This window comes from Gemmatimonadaceae bacterium (assembly GCA_020846935.1).
Taxonomy (GTDB): Bacteria; Gemmatimonadota; Gemmatimonadetes; order Gemmatimonadales; family Gemmatimonadaceae; genus RBC101.
In genome coordinates, this window is sequence record JADLCY010000008.1 from 284090 (window position 1) to 298599 (window position 14510).

The following is a 14510-nucleotide window of genomic DNA, read 5'->3' on the forward strand; positions in this document are numbered from 1 at the left end:
GCGTTCAGCCCCTGGGATTCAGGGGCTGCCGTGGGTTGCGCCCAGGGACAGCGTCAACAGGTTCACCGGAGTTGCGAGGCTATTTCCTGGCTGCTTTTGAGCGTTCGTTCGCAATCAACCACTGCTGTGGCAGAGCCGCGACGTTCTGCACCGCATAGTACAGGTTGAGCCCGGACGCAAAATTCGCGAACAGAACAGTCATCATCACCGGCATCACGTACGCCATCATCTTGGCCTGCGGGTTCGGTGGCGAATTGCGTAGTCCGATCCACGACAGGACAAACATCGACACGCCCATGAGCAGCGGAACGATGTAGTACGGATCCTTGAGCGAGATATCCGTCAGCCACAGGAAGGGCACGCCCCGAAACTCGATCGTGTTCTGGAACACGAAGAACAGCGCGAACAGAATCGGCATCGGGAGCAGGATCGGCAGGCACCCGGCAAATGCGCTGAACGGGCTCATGTTATGATCCTTGTACACGCGCATCATCTCTGACTGCAGCTTCTGCGGGTCGCTCTTGTACTTCGTCTGGATGGCATTCAGCTCGGGCTGAATGCGCTGCATCTTCATGGTCGTGCGCATGGCGCCCTGGTTCAGCGGCCACATCAGCAGTCGCACCGCGACCCCAAAGAGCACGAGCAGCGCGCCGTACGACCACCCGAGCGTAGCTTTCATCCACAGCAGGATCTTCATCACGATGGTCGCGAACGGCTGTACGACGCCCTGTAGCCAACCACCGTACGGGTTCGAGTTCTCGAAGTCGCGCCCCAGCGCGGCCAGGCGTTGGTACTGCTGTGGCCCCGCGTACAGGTCAAAGGCAAAGCTCCCCTCAGCCGTGGGACGTGCTACGAGCGTGCCGTGCGCTCGCGTTGGTGTTCGCGACGTACGTGCACCACCAGTGACTTGCGCTTCGACAAATTGCTGATTCCCTGAATCAGGCAGCAGACCCACGATGAAGTACTTGTTCTTGGCTGCCGCCCAGGTGATGGGCCCGGGGATGATCTTGCGTTCCCCCGGATCAAGGGATCGAAAGGTGACGCCCTCCGCGCCACGATCTCCTGCCTTGATCGCATAGGCCAGGCTTCCGTGATCGGCGTTGGTGTCCGCCTCGAACGAATCCAGGGTCTCCGGCATTTCCACCAGGACGAATGCACCCTTTGATTCCGGTCCGTTGACACCACCGGTCACCCGCAGCAGGAAACTATCTGGAATGATCTCGTAGCTGATACGAACGGCGTGCGGGCCTGCCTGGCCGGAGAACGAGACCACGTCCTGACCGGATGCCTTCCGTGTTCGCGCAACTGCCAGCACGTGGTTGGCCAGGGCAACAGTGTCCCCATCGGCCACGACCCGGAAAGAAAGTATTGGGGTTCGCCCAGCTGAAAGACTCACATGTCGATTGCTCTTGTCGAGAGCTGCATAGCCTTTCAATTCGACCAACTGCAATGACCCCCCAGCTGTACTGAACTCGAGATTCGACAGCGGACCGTCAACCACGACATCCTCAGCGTTTGCTGCCGGGCTCCCGGAGAGGAGAACCGAGTCAGTCCGAGGAATGGAGATGGCCGGGTTTGGGTTTACCGGTGCAGTGGTTGGAGCAGTGGCACCTGCACTGCCCTGTCCCGCAGGAGTGTTGCTCTCCAGGTTCGGGGTCGCAGCAGAGACAGGTGCTGCCGCGCGTGGTCGGGTTGATGGAAACAGCTTCGGGGTCACGAGAATTACCCCGAGCACGAGAAGCAGCGCGACTACGGTACGTCGTTCCATTGCGGCAAGCAAAAGTCAGGGAACCGGGTCGAATCCACCCGGATGAAACGGATGACACCTGCCAATACGCTTGATCGCAAGCAGACTCCCTCGCCACGCTCCGTGGCGCTCGAGTGCTTCAAGCGCATACTGCGAACACGAGGGATAGTACCTGCATGCTGCGGGGAGGAGTGGACCGAGGAACAGCTGGTAGCCCCGCACGATGCTGGTCAGGAGAACACGCATCACTCACGAGTTGTGGATACCAGATCCATACGGTCTATCACCCGCTGAAGTGCCGCGCCCAGGGCGTCAAAGGTCAGGCGATAGGCGGAGGGCTGCGCCCAAAGCACGATGTCAAGAGTGATACCCAGCGGCAGAAGCCTGCTCCGAACATGCTCTCGAAGCCGGCGCTTCAGACGATTCCGATCCACCGCACTTTCCCCAAATCGCGGGACGACAACACCGACCCGCATTTTCGAAAAGCGGGAAGGACTCCAGCGAACGACCAGCGCGCTGGTCCGCAGAGTCCTTCCCGCTTTCCGGATGTGCTCAATATCCTGGCGTCGAGTGACCCTCGCCGCACCGGGATACTTCAAGGATCACGCGGCGGCGTACTTTGACGGCAGCTTCACCGTGAGCCGCTTGCGGCCCTTCTTGCGGCGACGGCTGAGTACCTCTCGCCCCCATCGGGTCTCCATCCGCGCGCGGAATCCGTGCTTGCGAATGCGTCGCTTGTTACGCGGACGGTATGTCGGCTTGCCCATTTCAACGCTTCTCCAAACTGCGGCTTCGTCAGACTACAAGAGGGCGAAGGATAGGTCGTTACCCATTGACTGTCAACGGCTTAGCCTTGCTCGCAATCGCGAGAGATTGACTTTTCCACAGGGAGGGCCTAAGGTAGGCCCGCGAACTTTTCCACACCCCTGATGAGCCTCACTCCAACCGAAGCGTGGGACCGTTTGCTGCGCGTCGCGCGGGACCGGGTGTCGGAACAGACGTTCCGAACATGGCTAGAACCTGCTGTACCACATGAGTTTAAGGCCGGGCGATTAGTGGTAAGAGTGGCCGACCAGTTTGCCGTGGACTGGAACGAAAAGAAGCATGCGGCGCTGCTCACAGCTCTGGCCCCTGTCGCGCTTGGTGAGCCATGTGAAGTCATGTTTCGCGCGGATGAGGAACGCCAGCAGCGAACCGGACAAATTGATTTGTTCTCGCCGTCTCGCTCCTCCTCGACTCCGGTCGCGATCGCGAAGCCTGTACTCAGCAGTCGGTATACGTTCGACCAGTTTGTCATCGGCACAAGCAACGAAGTGGCTGCGGCTGCAGCTCAAGCGGTCGCCAATGCTCCGGGCCGCATGTTCAATCCGTTGTTCATCTATGGGGCAACGGGAGTGGGGAAGACACACCTGATGCAAGCTGTAGCTCATGCAATCAATACACATGACGCAACACAGCGTATCGTCTACTTGTCCACCGAGCAGTTCACCAACGAATACATCACAGCGATCAAGTCCAACACAATGTCGGACTTCCGGAGAAAGTTCCGGGAGACAGATCTGCTACTCGTTGATGACGTACACATCCTCAAAGGAAAGGAAGCAACACAGGAGGAGTTCTTCCACACCTTCAACGCCATCTATGAAGCGGGGCGGCAGATCATTCTCACAAGCGATCGCCCACCTGGTGACCTGGGAGGAGTAGAGGCTCGCCTTGTCTCCCGATTCCAGTGGGGTATGGTTTCAGACATTGCTCTACCCGATCTTGAACTTCGCATCGCTATTCTGCGCAAGAAGGCCGAACTGGATCAACTACAACGCACCATTGCTGATGATGTGATCCGATTCCTGGCTGAACATATCCGATCAAATGTTCGCGAGCTTGAGAGTGCAGTCATCCGACTCCTGGCCTATGGATCTCTCAAGCGTCGAGAGATCACCGTTGCACTGGCTCAAGAAGCGCTCCGCGATAAGCTGCGACGAAGTACCAGCAGCAACACGCTCGAGGAGCTTACTCCCATTACTGCACTACGCATCCAGGAGACCATCGCCACTCAGTGGGGTGTGACGGTTGATGCGCTCAAGTCAAAAGCCCGCACGAAGTCACTAACCATACCACGCCAAGCTGCCATGTATCTCTGCAGAGAGCTTCTGGGAATGCACTTGATCGACATTGGCACAGCTTTTGGTAATCGAGATCATTCAACCGTAATCCACAGTCTCGCTCGAGCATCTGAACAACTTCTTACTGACACCATGTTCCTTCAACGTGTCGAACTGGCAAAACGAGCATTGACCACATGAACCATACGCACCCAAACCTCGTCCTCCCTACAGTTTAGGTGCTTTCTTCACATATCCACCTCATCTACTGTCACTTCTGAATCTCTCTCTATCCCTATGAATACAGGAGAGAGCTCTCCTGTGCCCGTATCTCTTCCTTCCCAGGTTCAGTCACCTGAACCGGCGTGAGGTTCGTGTTCTCTCGTGTTCATCAGCTGTTCTTCCCTTTCTCCCTTGTCTTCGGAACCCACATGCGTCTGACAATCAGTCGTGAGAAGCTTCAGGAGGCTCTGGTTGCGGTGTCAGCTGCGGTACCTACAAAGACTACCCTTCCAGTCCTGGGCAATCTCCTGCTGGAGACAACGGAACGAGGATTACGTATATCCGGGACAGATCTGGATATCAGTGTCTCAATGGAAGTTGCAGCAGAGGTAGAAGTGTCCGGCGGTATAACGGTTCCTGCTCGGAAGCTCAGCGACATTGTGCGGGAACTACCACCAAGTCCTGTGAAGCTTGCTACATCCGGTGAACAACGGATGACGCTTGAATGCGGGAAGACAAAGTTTCGTCTGTTCGGGTTGCCTCGAGATGAGTTTCCGGCGTTTCCGACGGTGGATTTCAAGAATGCCTGGAGGCTTCGAAGTGCTGAACTTCAGAAGCTGATATCACATACAGCATTTGCTGTCTCCGTTGAAGAGAGCCGACCGATTCTAAACGGAGTGCTCTGGGAGGTTCGTGAAGACATTCTGCGTATGGTTGCTACCAACGGACATCGTCTGGCGAAAATGGAACTTCCGTTCAAGGGCAGTGGAAAGGCGGAGTTCATTATTCCACCCAAGGCTCTTGACCAGGTCCGCAAACTATTTCCTGCCGATGAGGAGCTCGAAGTTGGCAGAGCAGAGAATCATATAGGCTTTCGGAGCCCCTTCATCTCGGTCTTCACGCGTTTGATTGAGGGCCCATACCCGCCGTATGATGCGGTCATTCCTCGAGACAATGATCGCGCGGCGATTGTTGGTAAGAGTGAGCTGGTAAGCGCGCTCAAGCGTATGTCGATCGTTGCTTCAGATCAGACACATCGTGTCAAACTCTCATTTAACGCCGCATTGCTGAAATTCTCGGTACAGACACCAGACCTTGGTGAAGGTCAGGACGAGATCCCTATCAAGTACAATGGTGATCCACTTGATATCGGCTTCAATGGCGTCTATTTGCTGGAGATTCTGCGCTACATGCCAACCGAGGAGGTCAGGCTGACGTTCAAGCATGCTGAACGTGCAGCAACGATGGAGCCAGAGGGCTGGCAGGACTCAGCGAACTACATGTGTTTGGTGATGCCCTTGCGTCTGGTGGACTGACTACTGAACTCGGTTAAAACGCAATGTCGTCGTCTGTGTCACGACTTGCTCTCGCAGTGTACTTGTCGCGATCAGACGCAGCTCAACAAATGACATCCCTGATAACGGCTGAACTGTCTCAGGCTCGAGCTGGATAGTGGCGTGGCCAAGTAGTGAGCCCTGTAGGCGGACAGGCAAAGTACGAGTGGAGTCTGCAACCAGGGTTCCGGCAATCACCATCGTCTGTTCCCACACGTGTGAGGAAGCCAGGTAACGAGGCGCTTGCCATGTAAAGGAGAGGTTGACTGAAGAGAGAGTTCCCTGGTTGCACGTCGTGTAGCGCAGAGACTCCTGTTGCGGCCAGCTTATTGCATAACGAGGGGACAACAGCCGTACCAGGAGCGCTGATAGTTTGGAGGAGCTGCATTCATTAGTAACAGAACGCAAGAGTGCTCCGTCCGTCCGGAGGACGAATCGCCGTAGCGTATCCGTGGACGCCCTTATGGTGTCCAGCTTGGAGATCACCGAAAGCTGTATATCGCTCGCACTCAGAAGTTCGGGCAGGAACTGGACCAGCAAGGTGTCTTGTGTACTGTCTTTCATGACAGCGTCTGAGCTGACTACCATGAGTGCTACCTGATACGTTGTTGCTTGCCAGGTTGGTGGTTGTAGTACAGGGCTTGATGCGGAAATGGACAGGCTATCGGCAGATAGGACCGGTGCTGGTGAAGCTATCGGCTCCGGTAGGCGATGCCGTACAGGTTGACATGCGTACAACACCGTCAACAGCGCTCCAAGAAGCCGCCACGACGCAGGGTTCGAGGCTACACCACTGTACAGAAGCATCAGGAAAGCACTGGCCTGTAAGCCGGGTTCTGTCAGCGCTCTGAATTGCAGACGCTGGATGGTCATTCCTCTCGGAGCATGATCACTCATGCTCTCCAGCAGCCTACCCGCGGCGTCTGTGTCGAGTTGGGCGCTCTCGCCGCATACTTGGCCTTGCTCCAGCTGGGGTTTGCCATGCCATCACCGTTACCGGTAATGCGGTGGGCTCTTACCCCACCATTTCACCCTTGCCAGTCCCAGATACGTCCTCAGGAACTGGCGGTTTGCTTTCTGTTGCACTTTCCATCACGCTGCCTGACGGAGCGCAACGTGTCCAGGCGTTACCTGGCAGCCTGCCCAATGGAGCCCGGACTTTCCTCGAGTATGACAATGCTGCTCATGCTCGCGACCATCCGGCCAGTGCCTACCTGATATGGCAATATACTCGTGGGACGGTAGATGGGCCTGCAGTGAACGGTGGAGTGACCGAGTGGGAGTCTTGCTGGTCGGATCTGTGACGTTCCTGTGACATCAGTCGAAATCCTGTGTCAGGCCCAACAGAAGACACAGGGGAACATGCGACTCTCGGCTCCGCCCATCTCGACCATGCTTACCCGTGATGAGCAACTGCGCCTCGATGCTGCTGGCACAGGTCTCTTCCAGGTCACACACAGGGAATGTGTGGAAGATGTCTTGCGCGATTTGCGCCAGCTCCGAGCACGTGCTGTCGTAGTATCGACGGCGTTCTGTCAATACACCGAAGACATGACCCGGGTTGCCCGGGTTGTTCGCGAGTTTCCCCAGGTACCTACGGTTGCTCTGATTTCGCAGCTGGATCGTGGAACAGCTCGTGCCGTTCTCACGCTTGGGCAGTGCGGAATACGTACCTTAATCGATGTGCGGGAACCATCTGGCTGGCGGGAGCTGCGAAACCTGTTGCTGAGTGAACACTCAAGTGAGCTTCGCCAGCTCGCCGTTGCGCATGTCGCGGCTGATCTGATATCAGCACCCGCCGGTGCTCGTCGTTTCTTCGAAGTCCTTTTTGCCGTAGCCCCAAGAACGGGAACAATTCGTGAGTTGGCGAGTGGACTTCAGGTACTACCAAGCACACTGATGAGCCGCTTCTTTCGGGCACAGCTTCCGCCACCGAAGCGGATTCTTGCGTATGCTCGTCTGATCTTTGCAGCTCGGCTCTTCGAGAACCCCGGGCTATCCATGTCGACCGTAGCCATTCGTCTTGACTACTCCTCGTCACAGAGCTTCGGCCGGCATATTCGCACGACGCTTGGACTGACAGGCCGGCAGTTTCGAGACCACTACGATGGCCGCGGCATGCTTCAGCGATTCCGGGACGATCTTATTGCCCGCTACCGCCAGCAGTGGCTCACGTTTGACCCAATGGCAACAGGTCGAGGCGCGTGGCGAACGTCTTCCCTTTCGACCACCACGGGTCGGGGACTTACGGCGTTGGAAGTAGACGCAGGAGCTCTGACGCCGTCGCCAAGGCAACCACAGGGATCCCCAGAGCCTCGATAGCGTTTCGGCCACCCTCTTCGCGATCTACCACAGCCAAGACACCAAGGGCGTGCAAGCCATTGGCATTCAGCACCTGGATGGCGCGTAACGCTGAGCCTCCGGTGGTGATAACGTCCTCGATGACGACGACCTGATCGCCAGGATTCACAGGACCCTCGATCTGGCGCCCGGCACCATGGGCCTTCGCCTCTTTCCGCACGGTAAAAGCTCGCAGGGGATTGCCCGTGGCTGCGCTGGTCAAGGCAATGGCGTACGAGACAGGATCCGCCCCAAGCGTGAGTCCACCGATGGCTGTGGCGGCATAAAAGTGCTCCTGCACGGCGGCGAGCCCGAGCTGTCCAATGAGCTGCAGCCCATCCGGACTCATCGTTGTCAGCCGAGCGTCGACGTAGAGATTTGAGCGCTGACCTGACGACAGGAGAAAGTCCCCTCGCTTGGTGCTACGCTGTGCCAGCATGGTGACCAGGAGGCTGCGATTCTCGACCTTACTCACCGACGGAACAGGCCTCTCACCTTGGATAAGAGTCCTCCGTCCGACGCGTCGGCAGCCTCCTCACCACTGGTCGCAGGTGCCAAGAGGGACTCGCGGAGTGCGGAGGCAAACGCTGCAACGTCCCGGTAACGATCGGACGGCTGGCGTGCGAGGCCGCGCATGACCGTCGCCTCCACAGCGGGCGCGAATTCGAGGTTGGCGCGTGCCTTGTTGAGAGGTACCGGAGGCTGTGAGAGGAGCTGAGTAAACATCTCGCGGGGTGATTTCGCGAGATAGGGGAGCATGCCTGTCAGCAGCAAGTACGCAATGGTGGCCAGGGAGTACTGGTCCGCAGCGGGTGTCACCAACTCCCCCGAAAGGGCCTCTGGAGCCACATACATGAGCGTGCCTACAAAGTATCCTGCCCGCGTCAGCCGCTCGTCCTGCCGGGTGTCGGTCGCTGCTGCAATGCCGAAGTCCAGGAGCTTCACCACGCCCGACTGCGGGTCGTACATGGCGTTATCGGGCTTGAGGTCACGATGAATGATGCCCGCATCATGGGCGGCCTTCACCGCAGCACCCATCTGATCGAGGATGTGAGCGACCTCGGATGGAGGAAGAGGTGCCTTTCGTTTCGCGAACTTCTCAAGCAGCTCACCGCTCGCCCATTCCATCACCAGGTAGTGCAACCCGTCCGCGATGCCGATTTCAATGGTTCGGATGACATTGGGATGCACGACCCGCTTGCCAAACTCCGCTTCCCGCGTAAACCGAGCAACCGCGGTTTTTTCCTGCCGGAGCTTGGGACGTAACAGCTTGAATGCCACGGTGCCGTGCGTCGGGTGCTCCGCGCGATAGACAACAGCGGTGCCTCCCTCGCCCACGAGCTGACTCAGTGCATAGCCGGCGATTGAACGGCCTTCGAAGTTTTCGGACACGGGGCCGAACCTAATGGTCGCATGGGAGGGCAGCAAGGAAGTAGGGAACGTGAACGGCGGAGGGTAGTATTGGAGGACGCAAGCCAGTCACTGCTCTGGAGTTATCTATGATCGAGTGGGTATTACCATGGCGTGCACGCGGCGTAGCCGGCGCGATGCTCCTCGCGGCGGGCGCCTGCGGGCCTCGGAACACGGGAAACCCGCCAGGCAACGCGCCGGGGCCTCAGGCTGCCGGAGGTTCGGTGGGGGGTGGAGGTGGTGCTGCCTTGGGCGGAACGGCGAGGCGTGGTCCCATTCAGCCCGATGTCGTGGGGCTCTACCGGCGGCTTGGACTCCTCGCAGAGGCAGGGGAGACGCCGTTTGTCGGGAGTCTCGCCTTCTTCTCGGGTCGAACACTCGATTCGACCGTCATGATGCTCACCGTCTCGATCCCGAACCGCTCGCTTCGATTCGCGCGGGAGGGAGACCGGTATCGTGCAGGCTACCGGGTTGGACTGGAGGTAAAGCGCGGTGCCTCGGTAGTGCGTTCCGTGACGACGGACGAAATGGTGCGTGTCCTTGCGTTCCGGGAAACTCAGCGAGGCGATGAGAGCACTCTGTTCAGGCGGACCATCACACTGGCACCCGGAACCTACGATGTGCGCCTCACCGTACGGGGTGACTCGGTGAACAACGGGAGTGCCATTGAGGCGACCGTTGGTGTCCCGCAGCTGGGCGCCGGGACGGTCTCGTCCCCTGTCGGATTCTACGAGGCAACTCCACGGAGCTCTCGTGACTCACTGCCACGCCTCGTCGCGACCCCGCGATCAACGGTGATCTTCGGGCGAGATTCCACTTTTCCGGTCTACGTGGAGGGTTATGGGGACAGCCCGGAGTTCCCGGTGCGAATCGAGGTCAGAAATGAGGGATTCTCGAACGTGGTGTGGACCGACTCCGCGTCGCTGCCTCGGCGTCAGAACCTCTTTGCCGGTGTGGTCAACATTCCACTGCAGCGCCTTGGTGTTGGGGTGATGGTGATCCGCGTGAATCGAATTGGGGGCACCGACACGCTACAGACACCGCTGTTCATTGCGTTTGGCGATGACCTGCCAGTTGCAACCTTTGCGGAGATGCTGGAGTACCTTCGCTACTATGCCTCGCCAGCCAGGATCAACGCGATGCGTGAGGCGCCTCCGGAGCAGCGTGCGACGCTGTGGGCCGAGTTCATTCGGGACTCGGATCCGGTGCCGCAAACGCCACTTCACGAAGGACTGCGAGACTACTTCGGGCGTATTGCACAGGCCAACCTGCGCTTCCGCGAGGAAGGAGGACCCGGATGGCTCACGGATCGCGGGCGGGTATTCGTCGCGCTGGGGAACCCCGATCAGCTGCTTCAGCCAAACATGAACGACCTGAACCAGCGTGGGCGCACCGAGGTCTGGGAGTATCGCGAGCATCGGTTGTCGCTCGTATTTGTCGATCAGACCGGGTTCGGTCGATGGCGTATGACGCTGAGCTCGGAGGCAGAATTCGAGAGCACCGTACGTCGGGTGACCGTGCAATAGACGGCTTGGCCGAGTGAAGCGTTGAGAGGTTTGACCCCGGTGATACGTTGAGTGCACGCATCCCTGTGACTCTCATCGCTCGCCCTCCCTGCTGATCTCGTGCCTCCGTCGGTCATCCCTCCGTCGCATCCCACGCTGTTCCTCGTCGATGGCTACGCACTGATCTACCGTGCGTTTTTTGCGCTGCTCTCGCGCCCGCTGCGCACCGCCAAGGGAGAAAACACATCGGCGGCGTGGGGCGTGGTGAATTTCGTGCAGCGCCTGATCGAGAAACATCGTCCGGAGTACCTGGCGTGGGTACACGATGCCGGTTCGTCATTTCGGCATGAGGTGTTTGCCGAGTACAAGGCCACCCGGCAGAAGCTCAACGAAGAACTGCAGGCGGACTTCGATCGGGGGCTCCAGCGTATCGAGGAACTGCTCGCGGCCTATCGGATCCCGATCATCGCGATCGAAGGCTACGAGGCGGATGATGTCATCGGAACCCTGGCCCGCCAGGCCGTGGAGCGACAGCTCAACACGGTCATCGTTTCCGGCGACAAGGATTTCCAGCAGTGTGTTCGCCGCGGCGTATGGCTGCTGAATCCGGGACGTGGTGGTCCCGCGAGCGTGGAGGAACAGTGGGTTGGCATGGAGAACGCCTCGGAACGACTTGGCGTGCCGCCAGAGTATGTGACGGACTACCTCGCGTTGCTTGGCGATTCCTCGGACAACGTGCCTGGCGTGCCGGGCGTCGGCGACAAGACGGCGCAGGAGCTGATCACCGCGTATGGCGACCTGGACGCCATTCTTTCTCGTGCGAGCGAGGTGACAAAGAAGCGACCCCGTGAGGCGTTGCTGGCGTTCGGCGATCAGGCACGTCTGTCGAAGGAATTGGTAACGATCCGAGACAATGTCCCGGTCACGCTCGACCTGCCGGCTCTGCGCCGGCAGTCCGCTGATGTTGTGCAGCTCCGTCAGCTTTTTCTCACGCTCGAGTTTTCCACCCTGCTCAAGACACTCGACGCCCTGGAAGCCTCAGAGGCACCAGCCAGACTCGTCGAGAAGAAGGAACGCCAGTTCACGCTCGTCACGACGACAGCACAGGTGGCGAAGGCGGTGACACGCGCCCGGGAGCTGAACGCGGTCACACTGGCCGTCGAAACCGTGCCCGCAGGTGGAGATCCACAGCGTGCCAGACTCGCCGGGATGGCGATCGCGTTGACAGCGGGCGAAGGCTTGTACCTGCCGTTTGCCCATCGGTCATGGCGTCCGCCGCAGGGTGACCTTCTGCTCGTGCCCGATCGTGTTCCCTCGGCGCCTGAAGGTTCGCATCTCGCGGCACAGGCGCTGGCACAGGACAATTCCGCCGAAGTGATGAACCTGCCATCACTCGAGAGCGCCCCCATGGCACCACTCCGTGACCTCCTGGAGGATGCTGCGGTCGCGAAGTCGGGTCACGACATGAAGCACATCATGCTCGTGCTCCGGACGCACGGGATCCACCTTGCCGGTGTCTCGTTCGATACCATGCTGGCCAGCTACGTGCTTGATCCCGGACGTCGGGAACACTCGCTCGCCATGCTGGCTCTCGAGCACCTCGACCATACCCTCACGACGCACGAACTCCTGCGAGGGAAGGGCAAGCAGGAGATCGGATTCGACGAGGTCCCCCTGGACGTCGCGTGTGAATTCATGTGTGAGCAGGCCGAGGTGTCACTCAGGCTCCAGGGCCAGCTCGCTCCCCAGGTGCAAGCGATGGGCGCTGAGCCCTTGTTTCGGTCGATTGAGCTGCCGCTGCTGAACGTGCTGGCCCGCATGGAGTGGACGGGTGTCGCGATCGACATCCCGTGGTTTCGGTCGCTGAAAGCAAGATTTCAGCGTGAACGCGAACGCGTTGAACGTGAAATACACGATGCTGCCGGGGAGCGGTTCAACATCAACTCCAATCCACAGCTTCGAGTTATCCTGTTCGAGAAGCTTGGGCTGCCAGTGAAGAAGCGCACCTCCACGGGGCCATCAACGGACGCCTCGGTCCTCCAGGAGCTGGCGGAGGAAGGTCATCAGCTACCGACCCTGCTGATGGAGTATCGCGAGTTGGCGAAACTCGAATCCACGTACCTGGACACATTGCCCGGACTCGTGCTGCCGCGTGACGGGAGGCTGCACACGTCCTATAACCAGACGGTGGCGGCAACCGGGCGCCTGTCGTCGAGCGATCCCAACCTGCAGAACATCCCGATTCGTCGCGAGCTGGGGCGAGACATCCGCCGCGGCTTTGTTCCCATCCCCGGCTGGACGCTGATCGCGGCTGACTACTCCCAGGTGGAGCTCCGGCTGCTGGCGCACCTCTCCCGCGATCCGGCATTCGTCCAGGCATTCAACGCCGGAGGTGACATCCATCGGGAGACCGCGGCCATCATCTTCGCGGTGCCGGTTGGTGAGGTCACGAGCGACATGCGTGCGCGGGCCAAGACCATCAACTTTGCGACGATCTACGGCCAGGGAGCACTGGCGCTCTCACGTCAGCTCAAGATCACCCTCGTGGAGGCGCGTGAGTTCATCGCGACGTACTTCGAGCGCTTTCGAGGAGTGCGCGAGTACCTTGATGGCATGGTGGCCTTTGCGAAGGATCATGGGTATGTCGAAACGATCTTTGGTCGCCGTCGCTATATCCCGGAACTCAAGGATCGCAACTTCAACATCCGGGCGTTCGGTGAGCGTGTGGCGACCAACGCGCCGATCCAGGGATCGGCGGCGGACCTGATCAAGATCGCCATGATTCGGATCGACGCCCGACTCCGGGCTGAGTCTCTGCAGAGCCGGATGATTCTCCAGGTGCACGACGAGCTGGTGTTCGAAGCCGTCGCGGAAGAGGCTCCTGTGGTGGCAGCGCTTGTCCGAACCGAAATGGAAGGGGCCGCTGACCTGTCCGTGCCACTCGTCGTGGACCTTGGAATGGGTGGAAACTGGGTCGACGCCAAGCAGTAGTGTGGCAGGCTCCTGGATTGCAGAGTGCCGCACGTGGCGCGATTCGACGCGCATCGAAAATGTGATGCGCGTCACGAGAACGCGGCTAAGTGGTTGCGTATGAGCAGGTTGCGCGTCCCACTCATGCAACGGCCCCAGCATTGCCAATGGAAGGGGCATTCACCGACTCTCCATTCACCCGCACGTCCGACAGGTGCTCAAGATGCGCCAATCTCGAGCCGGCTTCACCCTCATCGAGCTGCTGATCGTTGTCGTGATCATCGGCATCCTGGCTTCCTTCGCTGTCCCGAAGTTCCAGAACACGAAGGGCAAGGCCAACGCAGCAGCCCTGCGCTCGGACCTTCGCAACATGGCCACGGCCCAGGAAGCGTACCTCTACGACTATGGGACGTACACGACCAGCGTTGCCGCGTTGAACGCCTTCAAGCCCTCGCCTGGTGTGACGTTCACCTTTGGAGCGGCTACTGCCGGAGGCTGGTCAGCCTCGGTGACGCACCCGCAAGCCTTCCCGATCAAGTGCGGTCTCTTCATTGGCGGGGTCGCGCCGATTGCACCTGCGACCATCGAAGGACTCATCGCCTGCCAATAGGTCCAGGGCTCGGCTAGCTTCCGAGCCCCATGAGCAATGTGCGTGATGTCCGGACTGTCGAGTTCACGCGCCGCCGTGACGGAATGATCCACGCGATGGATGGCGGCCTCTGGCTCCATCGACACACTTGGAAGGGCCATGCGATGGCGCATCTCGTGTCCACGGACCGGGGGCGCCTTCTTGCATATGGTGCCATGGTCGGCCTCCCAGCCGATCGCTTGCAGTACAAGCCTCTCAAGGATCCTCGCACCGGTCGGCGTCAGGATGCCT

12 protein-coding genes and 1 other RNA gene are annotated in these 14510 nt (G+C 59.3%); 6 read left to right on the forward strand and 7 right to left on the reverse strand.

The annotated features are described in order from the left end of the window. Positions 1-79: 79 nt before the first annotated feature. From yidC to rpmH, 4 genes are read right to left on the reverse strand one after another with little or no spacing between them, the layout of a single operon-like run. Positions 80-1768, reverse strand: a complete 1689-nt coding sequence (gene yidC, locus IT361_10705) for a membrane protein insertase YidC (protein ID MCC6318149.1) — start codon at positions 1766-1768, stop codon at positions 80-82. A gap of 15 nt (positions 1769-1783) precedes the next feature. Beyond that, entirely contained in the window at positions 1784-1993 is a 210-nt protein-coding gene (gene yidD, locus IT361_10710; GenBank protein ID MCC6318150.1) for a membrane protein insertion efficiency factor YidD, read from the reverse strand. Next, positions 1993-2346, reverse strand: coding sequence for a ribonuclease P protein component (rnpA, locus tag IT361_10715; GenBank protein ID MCC6318151.1), 354 nt, complete (start codon positions 2344-2346; stop codon positions 1993-1995). The genes yidD and rnpA overlap by 1 nt, the downstream gene beginning before the upstream one ends. Positions 2347-2349: 3 nt before the next feature. Continuing rightward, positions 2350-2514 carry a 50S ribosomal protein L34 gene (gene rpmH, locus IT361_10720; protein ID MCC6318152.1) on the reverse strand — a complete coding sequence of 55 codons (165 nt, stop codon included), beginning with the start codon at positions 2512-2514 and terminating at the stop codon, positions 2350-2352. Between the two features lie 162 nt (positions 2515-2676). Here rpmH and dnaA point away from each other — a divergent pair, with 162 nt between their 5' ends. Together dnaA and dnaN are read left to right on the forward strand one after the other, a co-directional pair. Continuing rightward, positions 2677-4050 carry a chromosomal replication initiator protein DnaA gene (gene dnaA / locus IT361_10725; protein ID MCC6318153.1) on the forward strand — a complete coding sequence of 458 codons (1374 nt, stop codon included), beginning with the start codon at positions 2677-2679 and terminating at the stop codon, positions 4048-4050. A gap of 230 nt (positions 4051-4280) precedes the next feature. After that, on the forward strand, positions 4281-5387 hold the full coding sequence (gene dnaN, locus IT361_10730; GenBank protein ID MCC6318154.1) for a DNA polymerase III subunit beta: 1107 nt from the start codon (positions 4281-4283) through the stop codon (positions 5385-5387). Positions 5388-6214: 827 nt separating this feature from the next. Here the strand turns inward: dnaN and rnpB are convergent. Further along, positions 6215-6616, reverse strand: an RNA gene (gene rnpB, locus IT361_10735) — RNase P RNA component class A. 181 nt (positions 6617-6797) lie between these two features. Between rnpB and IT361_10740 the strand changes: the two genes are divergently transcribed. After that, the gene (locus tag IT361_10740) at positions 6798-7727 is read left to right on the forward strand and encodes a helix-turn-helix domain-containing protein (protein ID MCC6318155.1); all 930 of its coding nucleotides are present in this window, start codon (positions 6798-6800) and stop codon (positions 7725-7727) included. Here IT361_10740 and pyrE read toward each other — a convergent pair. Both pyrE and IT361_10750 read right to left on the reverse strand, forming a co-directional pair. After that, positions 7651-8184 carry an orotate phosphoribosyltransferase gene (gene pyrE, locus IT361_10745; GenBank protein MCC6318156.1) on the reverse strand — a complete coding sequence of 178 codons (534 nt, stop codon included), beginning with the start codon at positions 8182-8184 and terminating at the stop codon, positions 7651-7653. The two genes, IT361_10740 and pyrE, sit on opposite strands and share 77 nt — an antisense overlap. A 32-nt stretch (positions 8185-8216) precedes the next feature. Further along, entirely contained in the window at positions 8217-9137 is a 921-nt protein-coding gene (locus IT361_10750; protein MCC6318157.1) for a serine/threonine protein kinase, read from the reverse strand. A gap of 308 nt (positions 9138-9445) precedes the next feature. Between IT361_10750 and IT361_10755 the strand changes: the two genes are divergently transcribed. The 3 genes from IT361_10755 (at position 9446) to IT361_10765 (ending at position 14240) form a co-directional block, all read left to right on the forward strand. Next, positions 9446-10681, forward strand: coding sequence for a GWxTD domain-containing protein (locus tag IT361_10755; protein MCC6318158.1), 1236 nt, complete (start codon positions 9446-9448; stop codon positions 10679-10681). Between the two features lie 99 nt (positions 10682-10780). Next, a complete protein-coding gene (polA, locus tag IT361_10760) occupies positions 10781-13651 on the forward strand; it encodes a DNA polymerase I (protein MCC6318159.1) in 2871 nt (956 codons plus the stop codon). A 193-nt stretch (positions 13652-13844) separates the two neighbouring features. Continuing rightward, entirely contained in the window at positions 13845-14240 is a 396-nt protein-coding gene (locus tag IT361_10765; protein ID MCC6318160.1) for a prepilin-type N-terminal cleavage/methylation domain-containing protein, read from the forward strand. Positions 14241-14510 lie beyond the last annotated feature (270 nt).